At 44.0% G+C, this 15,875-nt stretch carries 14 protein-coding genes; 7 read left to right on the top strand and 7 right to left on the bottom strand.

All coding sequences use genetic code 11. The features are described from left to right. Positions 1-156: 156 nt before the first annotated feature. Positions 157-1,461 (top strand): VWA domain-containing protein, encoded by a 1,305-nt coding sequence (locus tag ACT3TH_RS04455; RefSeq protein WP_444754647.1) that lies wholly within the window; start codon positions 157-159, stop codon positions 1,459-1,461. A 79-nt stretch (positions 1,462-1,540) separates the two neighbouring features. Here the strand turns inward: ACT3TH_RS04455 and ACT3TH_RS04450 are convergent, their stop codons facing one another. Continuing rightward, complete coding sequence (locus tag ACT3TH_RS04450; protein WP_444754646.1) at positions 1,541-2,437, bottom strand: ABC transporter substrate-binding protein; 897 nt, start codon at positions 2,435-2,437, stop codon at positions 1,541-1,543. Between the two features lie 445 nt (positions 2,438-2,882). Further along, on the bottom strand, positions 2,883-3,719 hold the full coding sequence (locus ACT3TH_RS04445; protein ID WP_444754645.1) for a hypothetical protein: 837 nt from the start codon (positions 3,717-3,719) through the stop codon (positions 2,883-2,885). Between ACT3TH_RS04445 and ACT3TH_RS04440 the strand changes: the two genes are divergently transcribed. The 3 genes from ACT3TH_RS04440 (at position 3,712) to ACT3TH_RS04430 (ending at position 5,019) form a co-directional block, all read left to right on the top strand. Beyond that, positions 3,712-3,873, top strand: coding sequence for a hypothetical protein (locus tag ACT3TH_RS04440; RefSeq protein ID WP_444754644.1), 162 nt, complete (start codon positions 3,712-3,714; stop codon positions 3,871-3,873). The two genes, ACT3TH_RS04445 and ACT3TH_RS04440, sit on opposite strands and share 8 nt — an antisense overlap. A 268-nt stretch (positions 3,874-4,141) precedes the next feature. Next, a complete protein-coding gene (locus ACT3TH_RS04435; RefSeq protein WP_444754643.1) occupies positions 4,142-4,564 on the top strand; it encodes a YbaN family protein in 423 nt (140 codons plus the stop codon). A 245-nt stretch (positions 4,565-4,809) separates the two neighbouring features. Further along, the gene (locus tag ACT3TH_RS04430) at positions 4,810-5,019 is read left to right on the top strand and encodes a cold-shock protein (protein ID WP_010201661.1); all 210 of its coding nucleotides are present in this window, start codon (positions 4,810-4,812) and stop codon (positions 5,017-5,019) included. Positions 5,020-5,239: 220 nt separating this feature from the next. Here ACT3TH_RS04430 and ACT3TH_RS04425 read toward each other — a convergent pair whose 3' ends face one another. Next, positions 5,240-6,322, bottom strand: coding sequence for a YeiH family protein (locus tag ACT3TH_RS04425; protein ID WP_444754642.1), 1,083 nt, complete (start codon positions 6,320-6,322; stop codon positions 5,240-5,242). 295 nt (positions 6,323-6,617) lie between these two features. Between ACT3TH_RS04425 and ACT3TH_RS04420 the strand changes: the two genes are divergently transcribed. Further along, positions 6,618-7,553 carry a LysR substrate-binding domain-containing protein gene (locus ACT3TH_RS04420; protein ID WP_444754641.1) on the top strand — a complete coding sequence of 312 codons (936 nt, stop codon included), beginning with the start codon at positions 6,618-6,620 and terminating at the stop codon, positions 7,551-7,553. Between the two features lie 97 nt (positions 7,554-7,650). On the opposite strand, the gene ACT3TH_RS04415 is transcribed toward ACT3TH_RS04420, so the two are convergent. Continuing rightward, on the bottom strand, positions 7,651-8,112 hold the full coding sequence (locus tag ACT3TH_RS04415) for a universal stress protein (protein WP_444754640.1): 462 nt from the start codon (positions 8,110-8,112) through the stop codon (positions 7,651-7,653). Positions 8,113-8,689: 577 nt separating this feature from the next. Between ACT3TH_RS04415 and ACT3TH_RS04410 the strand changes: the two genes are divergently transcribed. Next, positions 8,690-11,779 (top strand): insulinase family protein, encoded by a 3,090-nt coding sequence (locus ACT3TH_RS04410; RefSeq protein WP_444754639.1) that lies wholly within the window; start codon positions 8,690-8,692, stop codon positions 11,777-11,779. A 146-nt stretch (positions 11,780-11,925) separates the two neighbouring features. Here ACT3TH_RS04410 and ACT3TH_RS04405 read toward each other — a convergent pair whose 3' ends face one another. From ACT3TH_RS04405 to ACT3TH_RS04395, 3 genes are all read right to left on the bottom strand, one after another. Then, the gene (locus ACT3TH_RS04405; protein WP_444754638.1) at positions 11,926-13,254 is read right to left on the bottom strand and encodes a serine hydrolase domain-containing protein; all 1,329 of its coding nucleotides are present in this window, start codon (positions 13,252-13,254) and stop codon (positions 11,926-11,928) included. Between the two features lie 144 nt (positions 13,255-13,398). Beyond that, positions 13,399-13,962, bottom strand: coding sequence for an NUDIX hydrolase (locus ACT3TH_RS04400; protein WP_444754637.1), 564 nt, complete (start codon positions 13,960-13,962; stop codon positions 13,399-13,401). Positions 13,963-14,272: 310 nt separating this feature from the next. Next, positions 14,273-14,794, bottom strand: a complete 522-nt coding sequence (locus ACT3TH_RS04395; RefSeq protein WP_444754636.1) for an HPP family protein — start codon at positions 14,792-14,794, stop codon at positions 14,273-14,275. Between the two features lie 122 nt (positions 14,795-14,916). On the opposite strand from ACT3TH_RS04395, the gene ACT3TH_RS04390 reads away from it, so the two are divergent. Then, complete coding sequence (locus tag ACT3TH_RS04390) at positions 14,917-15,654, top strand: NUDIX hydrolase (protein WP_444754635.1); 738 nt, start codon at positions 14,917-14,919, stop codon at positions 15,652-15,654. The last annotated feature ends 221 nt before the right edge of the window (positions 15,655-15,875 follow it).

The following is a 15,875-nucleotide window of genomic DNA, read 5'->3' as shown; positions in this document are numbered from 1 at the left end:
TTACTCGCTAAAGTCCGATAGAGATAGGCATTGGCAGTTTTATATTAGTTTGATTCCACTCGAAAAAACTGTCACAGCAAACACGATGGCAGTTTTTTATTGCTAGTAATTAGTCTATTATCTCTAAAGGAATCCCACTCTACTGTAAGGAACACCATGAACCATCTCACCGTCGGACAACGCGCGCCATTAGCCAACTTCGGCATTGATGACACTGCCCCCATCACGCTCAAATTCACTCGCCAAAGCCCGATAGAGATGGACATCAGCTGCTTTGCATTAGACGCAGCGGGCAAGCTGATCAATGATGATTATATGGTGTTTTATAATCAGCCAACTTCCCCATGTGGACAGATTAAGCTTACTCATTACGAGTCGCAGCCGACGGCTAGCAAAGGAATACAGGCTGAGTTTGAAATCAACTTATCCAAACTACCTCCCAACGTTGACAGTTTGTTTTTTGTCTTATCAGCCGATACGCCGCTCAACCAAATTCAATCGCTAGATATTGGCATTTGGCAGCAGTCGCAAAAAGCACAGGCGGATTATCAAGCAGCCGACTTTGCTCAGCAGCAAGCCAGTATGCTCATGCAGATTTATCGTAAGGGCGGTGTTTGGCGCTTAGCGAATGTCGCGCAAGGGTTTAATGGTGGACTTGCCGCAATCGTGCAGCACTTTGGCGGTGATGTAGCGGAGGACAGTGATACCGTTTCTTCACAACCTGCGCCATTAGCCAAGATAAATACTTCAAAAGTCCCGTTAGAAAAGGTGATGCTAGAGAAAGCGCCTAAACTGGTTAACCTTGCCAAAAAAGCCACCATCTCGCTTGAAAAACGCCAATTGCAGCAATTAACCGCAAAAGTGGCGCTTGTGCTCGATGCCTCAGGTTCAATGAACAGACAATATAAACAAGGTCGTGTACAAGAAGTGGTTAATCGTTTATTGCCACTAGCCGTGAGCTTTGATGATGATCAAGCGCTAGACTGCTGGGCGTTTGCCCGTGACCCGCAATATTTGGGTGAGATTGGGTTGAGCAACTATGAGGGCTTTATTGATAACGCTTATGGTGGCTGGCGCAAATGGGCACTTGGCCCGCGCATCAACAATGAAGCAGAAGTCATGAAAGCCGTGACTGAGTTTTATCAAAAGGACGGCCTAGATGTGCCCGTTTATATTTTGTTTATCAGTGATGGCGGAGTGAGTGACAATCGAGGCATCACCAGAGTCATGACAGAAGCGGCAAAATTGCCAATATTTTGGCAGTTTGTCGGACTGGGTGGTCGCGGTTATGGCATCCTAAAGAAATTAGACGACATGACAGGGCGCGTGATTGATAATTGCGACTTTTTTGAACTCGACGATTTGAATGACATTAGCGAAGAAGCTTTGTATGAAAACATGCTAGAAGAGTTCCCAAGCTGGCTAAAAGAAGCGCGCGAGATTGGCTTGATAAGAAAGTAGTATCGAGCAACGATTGTCAAAAATAAAAACCGCTATAGCCAATACTGTAGCGGTTTTTTAATGCTCAAAATAACAGTTTTTACAACGCCCAAAGCGACTGATACTGCTCATCAGTCAGCGCCACAATATCAATCTCTGCCAGCATCTCGCGCAGGTCTTGCCACTTATTTACATCAGGCTTAATAGGCGTGATCAATCTGCCAAGCGTATTGCCGATAATGGCATCCATAAAGGCATCGGCTTCGGTTTTACTGTAGTCATAATACATGCGGTAAGCGGCGTCTGGATCGTTTTTACACAGCTCAGTCATCTGGTTGGTGACTTGGATAAAGGTATCTATCGCGTCTTTTTTCGCGCTATAAATCTCATCGGTCGTGAGAATTTCTAACGCCGAAAAGTTGGGGTAGGGTGAGAGGTGCTGATCGATAAACTCAAAGTCCAAGCCCTCAGAAGTTGCTTCAACGCCTTCAAAGTTATAGAAGCACAACCATGCGCCATCAAGGCTTGGGTCTTGTTGCAAGTTCTTTATGTGATAAAAGTCTTTTTGCACAAAGGTGACATTGTCGCGGCTAACGCTAAAGCCGTTTTTCTTTGCGTAGCGGGCTAAAATCTCAAAGCCAATGCGATTGGTTTTTTCCTCAGCAGCGGGCGTGCAAATACGGATAGGCTGATTGTTTTTTAGCTTATCCATGCTGGCGCGTTGCATCAAGATGCCGCCATCAGTTTCAAAAAAGCAGCCAAGCGCGCGAAGATTGGGCGCGTAATGCTCAAACAAATGAATGGGCTCATTGACGTGCAAATCAATCGTTTGGTTCTGTAATTCGGCAAAGCCGTCATAATGGTCATCAGGCTCGATAATGGTGATATCAAGTCCTGCTTGCTCGTACGCGCCCGTGGTCACACCAGCGATAAAGGGCAGGTGATCGGGGTTTAAAAACCATTCGAGAGTAAGGGTAAGGGTGGTAGTCGGCTGCATTGTTGTTTCCTGTTTAGGTGGGAAACAATCAGACTGATAAACTTTAGGCAAAACAAGAAAGGCAAAGTCTCGATATGGGAGAGGCAATATCAGACACACTAATATCAGTGCATCATATAGAGACTTATGAAAGTGTCACGCTTGTTTCCTACGTCAGTGCTAACTGCTTCAGGTTCACGGGTAAGTCTCAGCAATGGTTTTGACGGTCTTAAAAGTCAAAAGCAAAGCACCCCGACAAGTTTGAGTGATGTTGCATGATCTTTGATTGGTACTGCGTCATCATAAACGACTTATGAGACGTGATGCAAGGTTTTGGATAGGTTAGTAGTGACTACTTTCTATTGTCCGTATTATCAATTTTTTATATTACTAAAGTAAAAACCCGCCCATAATCCAATTATGAGCGGGTTTTAATTCACAGTGTTACTTATAGCAAACTGAAAATTTAGTTGGTATATAGAGGATCAAACATTTTCTTAGTTTCAAGGCTTGTGCTTACTGGCATCTTAAAAACATTTCCTTCTACCACACCTGATTTTGCCCACTCTATTTGATTGGTTTCTAAGTTAACCAAATAGATAGCATAAGACTGTCCTTCTTTCATCTGAGAAGCATAAGCGCCGCCAGACGCGATGACGGTCGCTGCGCCAACGGTCATTGCCGCGCCAAATGAAGGCTTAGAACCTGCTACCGTAGAGACAAACGATTTGTTTACACCTTCTGTTTGGCGAATGGTTTTCAAACTATTGTCATCTAAACCTAAAGCAACATGAGCGCCTTTAGCTTGGAATGCATCTGCTTTATGAGTGTTTAGCGCAGTAAATAAATTCAGGTAGGCTTGGTTAGTCATTGAATCAAGCGTGTTGGTTGAACCGAGCACCGGATAAGCGGTGTTCGGTACATCTTTGGCCTTATCGACCATTCTGATGTCTAACTTAGCCAATGCTACTTTGCTTAAACCGCCACAGATAAATGGTGATGATGTATTACCGACTTTAACGCCCTCATTCATCAAACGAGTTTTAACCGTTTGCGCCATTGCAAGTGATGTCAAATCAGACTGTTGATACATAATATCGTTTTTGCCAACTTCAATTCGAACGATACAGCTATCACTAATGACACTAACGGGTTGAGATTTTAGGTTTTGCTGTGTCTTATCGTACGCTGAGCGTGCTTCTGGACTTGTAGTTGTCGCACAACCACTAAATACAGTGACAGCAGCAATTGCTAAAGGTAATGTCAACATTTTGACTGACGAAAGACTGAACAATGTGGCCATGAATGTCCTTATAACAATAGAGAAAGTAGAAGAAAGTAAAAAAGAAACAGCAACAGGTGTTATGAATAAAATGCTTAAGACAGAAAAGGTGACAAGTGATAAAAGTAAAGAGTTACCTGATAATACAATCTTTAACACATTAACCATTGACTAGAACAATAGTTTGTTTGAAAGCGGATTATGCGCCAATTACTAAAATTATCCTACTAATATTTGACAAAATTTTTGATATTATTTTGCTCAATTATCGAGCACTAAAGTAGCGTAGTAGTTCACTGCGAATAGTGAACACAAAACTGCAAAATTCGTCTTGTGCCGATTTGATCAATATTGCATGCTTATGCACCTATATAGGCAGCGTTCCTCTATAAAGGTTTATAAATGCCTAATCTCTATGCCACATTGCCAACGACACCAATTCTATGAGTACAAGTAAAAAAGCTTTCTATTATCGACCGAAGACCAATCAATCCAAAAGCCCAGCGGTGCGCTGGATGTTCGTGATATTGGGTTGGGTATTCTTCGTTTTGGGAATTATCGGTGCTGTACTGCCAGTCATGCCAACCGCTCCTTTTATATTGTTAGCGGCTGCGTGCTGGGCGCGTAGCTCACGGCGCTTTCATTTTTGGCTCATCAATCATAAGTATTTCGGAAAATTTGTACGTGATTGGGAGCACAACCATGCTGTACCTTTATATGCCAAATGGCTCGCAACAATAATGATGAATATATCAACAGCCATGTTATTTTATCGTTTGCCTAACGATATGATATGGATAGCATGGTTGGTAGCCTTTGTATGTAGCGGGGTAGCAGTGTATTTATTCCGTTTGCCAAATGCTTAAAATTGCTGCAATCAGCAGCAAAAATAGTGAAAAAATGGTCTTCTGTTACACGAAATGTGAGATAAGACTTGCGATGCTGAAATGTTCCCCTTATAATACGTTCAAGCTTAAGAGCAGTTCTGCACCAAATCATTACCTCGTAGTATTAGTTATAATCCTTCGTTTTAATATTTATCGTTCAGTAGCTATTTGCAAGCGTTACCGGTCACTAGGCCATTAATAAATTTAAAAGTAGGATTATCAATATGTCAGATACTCAAAAAGGTACAGTTAAGTGGTTCAACGAAGCTAAAGGCTTTGGTTTTATCGCTCCAGAAACTGGCGCAGACGTTTTTGCTCATTACAGCGAAATCACTGGTTCAGGTTTCAAAACTTTGGCTGAAGGCCAAGAAGTTGAGTTCACTGTAACTCAAGGCCAAAAAGGCCCACAAGCACATAACATCGTTGCTATCTAATTTGTCTTTTATAGACAGCTAGATAAATAGATGTTTAAAAACGAGCCTAAGGGTTCGTTTTTTTTCGTCTGTAATTTGATGTGAGCGGTTTGTTCTAAAAACTAATATCGTTGTTTTTAGAACAAACTACAGATGTAAGAATGCCTACGTACTATCGCTATAGTATGTAGGCATTTTTTTGTTTTAAAGCAAAGTGACGAATGTCCAACTATCCAATTTATTAGATTAAACCAATCCCGATATTGATCATACCCCCACCAACGATAAGCCATACAAACATAATTGCGCCTAGCATGAGGGGTTTGACGCCGGCTTGTTTGATGGCGCTTAAATGAGTAGTGAGACCAAGCGCAAACATGGCCATCGTGAGTAAAACGTCATCAAGCATAACCATGCTGCGCTCAAAGCCTTGAGACATAGGCACCCAAGTGTGTAGCAGTACGATAATAATGAATACAAAGGCGAACCACGGTATGTTGACTTGTTGAATACGGTTCATGATGGAAGGTTTGTCATCTTTATCGCCATTGCCTGTGGTTAAAACAAAAGACAGCACCAATAAAAATGGTGCTAGCATCATCACCCGTATCATCTTGGTGACTACCGCTGTATCGCCAATGTCAGTACTAATCGCATTACCAGCCACCACCACTTGCGCCACTTCATGAATCGTCGAGCCAGTATAAATCCCATATTGCTCAGCATTTAGCCAAGGTTGCAACCAGCCCAGATGATATAAAAACGGGTAGAGCAACATGGCGATAGTACCAAAGACAACCACCGTTGCCACGGCGATAGTCACTTTATGGGCGTCCGCCTTGACGACTGGCTCTGCGGCAATCACTGCTGCTGCTCCGCAAATACTCGCGCCTGAACCAATTAATAATGTCGTTTGCTTATCAACCTTAAGCCACCTTGTACCCAGCCAATAGGTAAGTAAAAACGTCGACGTCAGTACGAGGGCATCGGTCATAATTGCAGGCATACCCACGCTAGATACTTGTGTTAATGTCAGCTTAAAGCCGTAAAACATAATTGCAAGACGCAGTATCTGGCCTTTAGCAAATGTTACGCCTACCTGTAAGCGATCTGCAAAACTAGGGTAGACCGTATTGCCAAGTAACATGCCAAGCAAAATAGCCAATGTCAAAGAAGACAAACCAACAATACGCCCACCGCTCCAATTATCTATACTCATATCGAGCCAAAGACAAAACAAGCTGCCGATAAGCACCACCATTAACCCTGTCAAATGACGGTTATTTGGCAAATAACTGGTAACTGATTGAGCTAAAACTTGCATGACTGATTGTCCTCTTTCTAATCCAAATAAGCATAAGCTTATGATTGGACAGTATAAGACGAATCTATTTACAATAAAAACAGATTAATAAGATATAAACTATCGGTTTTTTAGGTTAGTCTACATATCAAGATATCGACTACGCGGTGATTTGGCTACATTGATTTGTCTACATCTAGTCATACATTATGATGTTGTGTATCCATTTTATTAAGTATCAGCTATATAAAGATGAGACTAAATAATAGGTGTGGCAAAGTGCGAGATTGAAATAACGTATGGAAGTATAAAGATCATGAAAAAAGCGATGCAGACGTTACCGAAAATTACCCTCAAGCAGTTGTCTGTGTTTGTCAGTATTTATCAGACGGGCAGTACCAGTCGTGCCAGTGAAGAGCTGCATTTGTCGCAATCAGCAGTCAGCAGCGCCCTAACTGAGTTGGAATCACGACTACAGATGCCACTATTTGAGCGGGTCGGACGTAGGCTCAATCAACATCCCAATGCTTATCCTATCTACGTACAGGCGCAAGCGATCTTAGGGCAGGCGCTGACATTGGAGCAGTACCATAAGCATCAAGCTGGACAAATCCGTATTGGCGCCAGTACCACGATTGGTAATTATGTACTGCCGCCATTGCTGGCTAAGCTATATGAAGCGCTACCTGATGCGAATGCCGATCTCTACATCGCTAACACACAAGAAGTGGTCAGTGAGGTCGAGCAATTAAACATTGATATTGCTTTAGTAGAAGGAATGCCGCGCCCGACAGACATGAAAGCCATTGAGCAGCGAGCGTGGCGCACTGATAGCTTAAAGGTTTTTGCCAAGCGCGATAGCCACTGGTTGACAGAGATGAAAGCATATAATCACGCTAATTGTTGCTACGAGCTAAGTATCGAACAATTGGCCCAAATGCCGCTGTTGGTGCGTGAAGCGGGATCCGGTACTCGTCAAATTATCGACGAGCAGCTGCTAAAGCATTTGTCCAACACGCAGATAGTTAGAGCCATTCAGCAATCAGAAGCAATCAAGCACATGGTCAGTGCGGACATCGGTCTTGGTTGTCTATCGCAACACGTTATTGAGACGGAATTAGCGGCTGGAACCTTGGTAGAAGTGAACGTCGCAGGTATCGATTTGTCGCGGACATGGTGGCTAGTCTGGCACAAAGCACGACATCAAAACCTTATCTGGCAGACCTTTTTTGACATTTTGACAAAATCATAAATGTTAAAATACTTAATAAAAAACGTCCCATAGTCATGTCTATAGGACGTTTCATCAAAGCGTACTTACCATCAGTCACTACGCAGCTTTTATTAAGCTACTTGTTGACGGGTTTATCTAGTCTAACCACCAAACTATCACAAGGCACATTGGGCAAGATGTTGTCTGCTGTCGCGCCGCTTAACCAAGCGGCAATGCCATGGCGTTCATGACGACCGATGACTAATAGATCAACATCGTGTTTGTGACAATAGTTTACAATACCTTCACTGTTAGAGATGGCGGTGGTCACTTCAGAATTGACCGCATGTAAGTCATTGCGCTCCAAAAACTGCGCTAACTTGGCACGCGCCTCTTGGCAACGCTCGTCATCTATTTGATCGTATAAACTTGACGCTGGCACCAGCTCATAGCCGAAGCCAACCATGGTGTCTTTCACAATATGTAATACCGATAATTTGGCATTAGGACGGTTTTCAACGATACGTTTGGCTTTTTGGGCGACCAAATCAGCATCGGACATTAAGTCGGTAACCAATAAAATGTGTTGGTAACTCATGAGCGGCTCCTTTCCTTGTGACAGATGATTTTCACTATAGCACTACTATTGACCGCTGTTAAGTGGCATAAACACACTGCCATAAATGAAAAGGGCAAATACAGTCAGTTCGATATAAAATTGATACATTAATATTTCTGCGCTACGGATATAAATTCTGCTTGCGTGCTGTTAAACAAAGGTGACGAAACCTTTATTGCAGTAGCTTTGTCTCGGTTTTAAAATGAATCTATCATAAGGTTGCTCTAGCCTGACAGTATGTTTAGTATAAAGCCGAGGCTAGTTCAAGCATCCGCCTTTTTAGCGTATCTTTTAAGGCGTGCCTTGACTTATCAAGCGCGTAGCCCCATCTAATATCGTTAGGCAAATTCCTATTCTTTGATTGAACAGTGCCATTACATACGCAGCTCTTAAAGACGAGTATTACCCAAAAGATCTTTTACATTGATTGGTATCAATGACTCATTTTATAGCCACTATTTTTATTCATTACTGATTTTTACCCACGTAAACTGTGCAATTTTTTTAAACGATATGCTTACATTTACTGGGTTAAAGACGCTTTATAAGGAACACTATGACTGACACGCTATTTACTGCTGACTTAACCCTGCATCCAGCATTCGAGCTGATTGAGCATCGCCATATTGATGCGCTCTCGATGGATGTGTTGATCAGTCAGCATGTCAAAACGGGAGCGATGCATTATCATTTGGCGCACCCGAGTGATGAAAATGCCTTTTTGGTGGGCTTTCGTACCCAACCTATGGATTCAAAAGGCGAAGCACATATTTTAGAGCACGTGGCCTTATGTGGTTCTGAGAAATTTCCCGTCCGTGATCCGTTCTTTTCGATGATTAAGCGCTCACTCAACACCTTTATGAATGCGATGACCGCAGCGGATTGGACGGCGTATCCTTATGCAACGCAAAACAAAAACGATTATTTTAACTTGCTTGCGGTGTATCTTGATGCATCGTTTTTCCCCAATATTCATCCGCTTGATTTTGCCCAAGAAGGCATCCGTGTAGAGCTGGACAATGACGACAAGCCGCAGTTTAAAGGAATTGTCTTTAATGAGATGAAGGGCGCAATGAGTGGGGAGATTGATCAGCTGTATCATGCTGTTGCTCATCATTTATTCCCAACGACCACCTATCATTATAATTCTGGCGGTGATCCTGCGGAAATCCCTGACCTAACGCATTCTGAATTGGTTGCATTTCATCAAAGCCATTACCATCCGTCAAACAGCGTGATTATGAGCTTTGGTAATATTCCAGTTGCCCAAACGCAGGCGAAAATACACGAAGATGCCTTAATTCAGTTTGAAGCAGGCAAAAAACACGTGTCGCGCCCAGAGCAGCGTCTGTCTGCGCCAATTAGCGCAACTGACACTTATACCGCTGACGAAGCGGGTCCAGACCAAACTCATCATGTGGTGGCTTGGTTGCTGCCTTCTATTACCGATCCAAAGCAGCGTTTGGCACTGCGTTTGCTCGAAGGCGTATTGATTGAGCATGCGGGCTCGCCGCTGCGGGCTTATTTGGACAGCCATCCGCTGGGTAAAGCGCCAAGCCCGCTGCTTGGACTGGATGACAGTCATTATGAAATGGTCTTTTATACAGGCCTACGTGGTTCAAACCCTGAGCACGCTGAGGCAGTTGAGCAAGGCATTATTGATTTGCTTACTGACGTTGCAAGTTCACCAGTCGATGATGAAACCATCGAAACCATCTTGCATCAAATAGAGATTGATCAACGTCATATCGGCGGTGATAGCGTGCCTTATGGTTTGAACTTAATGTTAGAGGGCTTTAGTACGGCCATTCATGATGGCAATCCTATCGATGTTTGGGAAGTCGATGAGCATTTGCAATGGCTGCGCGAACAAGTCGTCGATGCGCAATGGCTGCCCAATTTAATCAAGACCCACTTGCTTGACAACACTCATCGCGTACGTGTCACCTTGACACCGGACAGTGAAAAAACTGCTCGTTTGGCTGCCGCTGAGCAGACACGTTTAGATACTATTGCCATGGACTTGACTGCTCATGACAAAGACATTCTTCATAAGCAGGCGCTTGATTTGGCGGCACGACAAGCGGCACCAGATGATTTAAGTTTATTGCCAAAAGTAGGTCTAGAAGATGTACCGACGGACATCAGCTTTAAGCAGGGCTCACAAAAATCCGTGCGCCTAAGCGGACAGGACAGTACCTTGTTTGAGTATGAAGCAGGTACTAATGGTATCTATTACTATCAAGTAATCGTACCGTTGACTGACGCGATTGGTGGAAATGAAAGTGACCAGTTACCAGTCAATGAGGTAATCAATCATCCATTATTGCCAATTTATCTCAGTCTGCTATCCGAGTTGGGTACAGATTCGCTCAGTGCTCATGAAATGCAAGCCAAGCAAGCAGCGCATTCATCAGGGGTGACCGCACGTATCAGTCAACGTACCAATGTTGATGACAGCCAGTCTATTAGCAGCTACTTTGTGGTGGCCACGCGCGCGCTGAACCGTAAGCCTGAAGCGATTGATTTGCTCAAAGAAGTCATGGAGCATAGCGTCTTTAGTGAACATGATCGTATCAAAGAGATTTTGCAGCAGCGTCAAGCCAGTTGGCAATCAAACCTTGCAGGTTCTGGGCATTCGTATGCGATGCAAACGGCCAGTCGTGGTATGAGTCGTCAAGCACAGCTAGAGTATGTGCGCAGTGGTTTGCCTGCATTGAACGCACTAAAAGATTTCTTAACGTACGCCAGTACGGATGATGCACAGTGGGATCAATTAGCAACGGGTTTGATGGATTTGCATCAACGTCTGATTAGCTTACCTAAACATGCCGTTATTATTTGTGAAGCGGAACAAACCGAGCGTCTAAGCAACTTAATCGTTGAGAGCTGGAAAGACAGTCGTGCCCCTGCGATTGCCGAAGAATTAAGCCATGCTAATGCGGGTATTGATGCAAACGTTCCCAGTGAGTTTGTGGATTTGCAATTAGACTCAGCGTTAACTGGGGCGGATACCGCAAAAATAGTAGAAAGTAACGCTGATTTTAAAAGTGCGGCGGTCGATGTTGAAGACTTGGCATGGCTGGTTCCGACCAACGTTTATCATAACGCCAGTGCTTATAGCGTGCCTGCGGCTGACCATCCTGATACCGCAGCACTGATGGTGTTAGCGCCTTACCTGCGTAATGGTTATTTACACAGTGCCATTCGTGAGCGCGGCGGTGCTTATGGCGGCGGTGCAGGTTACGATGCCAATGCGTGCGCATTTAAGTTCTTTAGTTACCGTGATCCCCAGTGCGCGGAGACGTTCGCCCATTTTGATGCCAGCATTGAATGGTTACTCAATGAGCCGCAAACGGATGAGCAGTTAGAAGAAGCCATCTTAGGTATTATCTCAGGTATGGATAAGCCAGGCTCTCCAGCGGGCGAGGCGATCAAAGCATGTTTCGCTGATTTGCATCATCGCGGTGCAGATTGGCAGCGTAAAATGCGAGCCGCCATTTTAGCGGTGACGGTTGCTGACTTACAGCGTGTCGCCAAGCAGTACTTGCAAGGGCAAAAGCATGTGCGTGCGGTCTTAGCACCGTATGACAAAGAAGCCCATGTCAAAGGCTTGGGCTTTAAGGTTTGTAAAATCAAGAGCTAGTAGCACTCAGTTCTTTTAAATCAAATCTGCTGTAAAAAAACCGCCGCTTTCATTATTTACATTGGAAGCGGCGGTTTTTATGTTTTTAGTGTTATTTTTAAGCAGTGACTTTTTATCAGTGAGTTTTAAGCGTTTGGTTAAAACAATTACTTTTTTATCAAGTAATTTGCGACGGCTCGAAATGCAGGTATTGACGTAGGGTCGTTCTTGCCATTACTAGCATCAGGGTGAGAGGCAAAACGGACGATGACCATGTCGGCTGCTGGGTCAACATAAATTCTTTGACCATGGACACCGCGTGCAGAATAAACGGGTGTGGGATTATCATATGACCACCACATGCTTTTGTAGCTGCCATTAGTGAGCTGTTTATAATCTGCTTTGGCAAAAACTGCTTTGTCACCGCCAGCTTCGATTTTGTCTACTACTGCTGCTGGGAATAAACGCTTGCCATCAATGATGCCTTTATTTAGCATTAGACTACCAATGCGTGCCATATCATGTAAGCCGGCACTGATACCGCCGCCCGCAAATGGCGTACCTTTACTATCGACGGTCATGTAGGCACTTTGTTCTGCACCGATTTTTTGCCAAATACGCTCAGAGAGTAAGTCATTGACCGCTTTGCCAGTGGTGCGTGAAATAATCCAGCCAAGCGTATCGCTATTGATTGTCTGATAACTAAAGGCACTGCCATGCTCGCCTTTTTTCCTAACCGTTTGTAGATATTCAAAGTAGCCATCAGGACCGGTGTAGCCTTTAGGCTTCGGTAGTGGGCTGGCCGCTTTTGAGTACTTCCAAATGTCAGCATTAGGGTCGGCATAGTCTTCACTATAGTCCAGCGCTGTGGTCATATCCATCACTTGGCGTACAGTTGCATCACCAAAACCACTGTTCGCAAGCTCAGGGATAATGGAGGCAACCAACGCTGTGTCGTCAAGCTTACCTTCGGTTACGAGGATTTCTGCTAGTAGTCCAGTCATCGATTTGGTCATCGACATCACGGCATGTTTACCCAGCTCATTTAGGCAACCGTTTTGGCGCTCGTAAACCACCTTGCCATGATGCATGATCATAATACCATCTGTATAGTTAGCATCTAATGACTGTCGCCATGTCATTGAGCGATTACTACCAGTGGGCGTAAAAGTAATGGCATCGATATTTTTATCCAGCGCGTAGCTGAGCTTGGAAGGCGCACCGATGCCGCGACTGACCTCAGTAGTCGGCATCAGCTCACGGATATGACAGACTGTCCAACGTAGCTTTGGAAAACTAAAAAAATCAGAGGATGGCTGTCTGATCAGTTTATCTTCAGGTGGCGGAAATCCTTGCATCCATCCAAGCGTTTGTGGGTCTGATTCTTCAGCGGTTAGGCGTGTGTCATCTGCATGACTGATCATACTAACACTGGTCAATGTCATGGCGAGGGTCAGTGGTAATAAAGCAAAAGCGCGTGGCAACAAAGTCGGCATGATAGTCTCACAAGTCAGATTGAGCGGTTAACATCAGACAATAAAAAGCCATTGATAAGAAACGGTACTAAGTACTTAGCATAGTTCTTATCAATGGCTTTTACCAACAACTTTTGTAAAGTCTTTTGCACTTATAGTGCGGTGCTAATAGCGCTTAATACTTTGGTCTTTACCGATGTAATCTTGATGAACTGGGAACTGATCGTGACTATCGAATTGCTTTCGGTCTTCAAAATAGCTTTTTAAGGTACGGCGCACGGCTTCAAAGGCAATTTTATCCCAAGGAATGTCTTCTTCTTTGAATAAAGCAGAGTCAAGACTTTCAGCACCAATACCATAAGCGCCGTCTTTTAGCTCCGCTAAGTAGATGCTGTAGATTTGACCAATATCAGGAATGTCATATAGGCAGTATAAATGAGGATTGATAACGACCGCTTCAGCCTCTTCATAGCTCTCACGCGCCGCGCCCTCAGCCATGGTTTCGCCATTTTCCATAAAACCAGCAGGCAGCGTCCATAAACCGTACTGCGGCTCGATGGCACGGCGACATAAGAGTACTCGGTTTTTATGAACAACGAGCGAGCCACAAATCACTTTTGGGTTTTCATAATGAATATAATGGCAATTTGGGCATACCAAGCGTGGCATATTATCCGTAGCTGGTATTTTGCGTTCTGCTTCATGACCGCATTGTAGACAATAGCGCATATCAACTGCCTTATATAATGATAAAGGAAAATAAAAATATATTAAAAGTGATCGTTTTGATGCTATGAGCATAACATGGCGGTGACCGATGCATGTTTTATCTGGTGACAGATCTTAAGTTTAAGATAACACAAATTTTTGCCACACCGACAAGGATGACAAAAACAGCACATTCTTGTCAGAGTAATGCCTGATATTTTACCAAATAAAGGAAAGTGCAACAGACAGAGCAGGTCAGTCACACAAAGTATATGCAGCCGCAATCAGTTTGCGCTAGGCTTGACTAAGCGCAAGTGCTGGGGTTATAGGACTACCAGTAGCGAGGATAATGTCTGCCTCTGCCAATATTGTTATAAATGAGAGCAACCACCACCAAGGCAAGTGCTCCTACTAGTGTGGGTGTGAGAAGAAAATACCACTTTACGCCGCCGAGCATGACAATCAAAGGGTTAGATCCTGCTGGCGGATGCGGTACTCTAAGTAGTAGCATAAGTGCAATTGCAGTGCCGACTGCAAGCGATAAACTCCACCATTCGACACCAAATAAAGTCAAAAACGACAAACCAGTAAAAGTAGTAATAAAATGACCACCGACGATGTTTCTTGGCTGAGCAAATGGACTCTCTGGATAAGCAAAAATAAGCAGGCAACTGGCACCAAATGAGCCCAAAATCATGGCGACATTTTGCCAATTACCAATGAGCGCAAGCGCGGCCGTGGCAAGGGTGCCTCCAAGCCAAGCAAGTGCAATAATGATTAACGGCAGTCTTTGCGGGCAGTTATCGATTCTGCCTTGCATCTTATTTAATGAAAAAATCTTATCCACTAGCATATCCTAACTATATTCAATAATTGTAAATACGTGATTCGCGATACGTTTTATTGTTGAGGTTTAACGGATGGTACGCCCATCATGATGACAGTAAACACTGATAAAAATAAAAGGCAATTATAATGTTACTCCCCGCGCAGTCTATAGGTTTTGATGAATTGTCAGTCGCTGTGCCAACGCTGATTCGTTATCCCACGCTCAGAACATTGGCTGAGCGAGTACAGCATGAGACGTTAAATGCGGTTACTAACCCCGCGCTATATAGCGATCAAAACACCTCTTATAGTGCACGTGTCTTAGACAGTCTGTATCAGACACCGATTGCAGACGCGTCAGTCTTGGTCGCCATCACCCATGAACGTCGCCCTAAATTACTTCTGACGCTCCGCGCTGCACATATGAACAGTCATGCTGGTGAGGTGTCCTGCGCAGGCGGTAGGCATGAGAGGGGCGATGGCAATAACGTCGTTACTGCCCTGCGCGAAGCGTGCGAGGAAACCGCGTTACCACCCAATAAAGTCCAATTGCTTGGTCAATTGCCCATACAAACGTCCAAAAGTGGTATGAGTGTACGTCCGATTGTGGCACTTATTGCACCAGATTTGGTGCTCGTACCTGAACTTGGCGAAATATCACGCATATTTTGGGCGGATTTTGAGACGTTGCTCACTCAGCCTACCGTAGAGTACGCGGTAGAATATACGATGCAAGAGAAGACTGCGACCATGCTTACCCCCAGCTGGCAAGTTGATGGTGAGACAGTATGGGGTCTGACAGGACGAGTCATTGCCAGCTTGCTTGAAACTGGCTTTGATCGACAACTTGAATGGTATTACCGAATACAAAATAGCCGTTTGTAGCAGGCAAGCTATAATAGCTTGCCGTGCAAAACCATTAGCAAACACGTCTGATGCGGCTCTAGTACAAAAAGTCATAAAGAATTATAAAGACAGTAACGGGTGTTGATAAAGGCTTGAGATATTCTATTGACTCATAATAATATTCGAGATTATTTTTTAATTGATATTTTCACAAATGGCTTTTCAAGGCTATGTGTGCCGCGCTTAGGTATCGCGCTTTG

The organism is Psychrobacter sp. AOP22-C1-C5, from assembly GCF_052378885.1.
GTDB lineage: Bacteria > Pseudomonadota > Gammaproteobacteria > Pseudomonadales > Moraxellaceae > Psychrobacter.
The sequence above is the reverse complement of the archived record's forward strand: the minus strand, read 5'-3'. Positions and strand labels throughout refer to the sequence as shown.

Excerpts from the sequence above, each read along its gene's own strand:
- ACT3TH_RS04400 (WP_444754637.1), bottom strand. The coding sequence starts at position 13,962 with ATGCGCTATTGTCTACAATGCGGTCATGAAGCAGAACGCAAAATACCA.
- ACT3TH_RS04430 (WP_010201661.1), top strand. The coding sequence starts at position 4,810 with ATGTCAGATACTCAAAAAGGTACAGTTAAGTGGTTCAACGAAGCTAAA.
- ACT3TH_RS04420 (WP_444754641.1), top strand. The coding sequence starts at position 6,618 with ATGAAAAAAGCGATGCAGACGTTACCGAAAATTACCCTCAAGCAGTTG.
- ACT3TH_RS04455 (WP_444754647.1), top strand. The coding sequence starts at position 157 with ATGAACCATCTCACCGTCGGACAACGCGCGCCATTAGCCAACTTCGGC.
- ACT3TH_RS04410 (WP_444754639.1), top strand. The coding sequence starts at position 8,690 with ATGACTGACACGCTATTTACTGCTGACTTAACCCTGCATCCAGCATTC.
- ACT3TH_RS04450 (WP_444754646.1), bottom strand. The coding sequence starts at position 2,437 with ATGCAGCCGACTACCACCCTTACCCTTACTCTCGAATGGTTTTTAAAC.
- ACT3TH_RS04425 (WP_444754642.1), bottom strand. The coding sequence starts at position 6,322 with ATGCAAGTTTTAGCTCAATCAGTTACCAGTTATTTGCCAAATAACCGT.
- ACT3TH_RS04405 (WP_444754638.1), bottom strand. The coding sequence starts at position 13,254 with ATGCCGACTTTGTTGCCACGCGCTTTTGCTTTATTACCACTGACCCTC.
- ACT3TH_RS04395 (WP_444754636.1), bottom strand. The coding sequence starts at position 14,794 with ATGCTAGTGGATAAGATTTTTTCATTAAATAAGATGCAAGGCAGAATC.
- ACT3TH_RS04415 (WP_444754640.1), bottom strand. The coding sequence starts at position 8,112 with ATGAGTTACCAACACATTTTATTGGTTACCGACTTAATGTCCGATGCT.
- ACT3TH_RS04445 (WP_444754645.1), bottom strand. The coding sequence starts at position 3,719 with ATGGCCACATTGTTCAGTCTTTCGTCAGTCAAAATGTTGACATTACCT.
- ACT3TH_RS04435 (WP_444754643.1), top strand. The coding sequence starts at position 4,142 with ATGAGTACAAGTAAAAAAGCTTTCTATTATCGACCGAAGACCAATCAA.
- ACT3TH_RS04390 (WP_444754635.1), top strand. The coding sequence starts at position 14,917 with ATGTTACTCCCCGCGCAGTCTATAGGTTTTGATGAATTGTCAGTCGCT.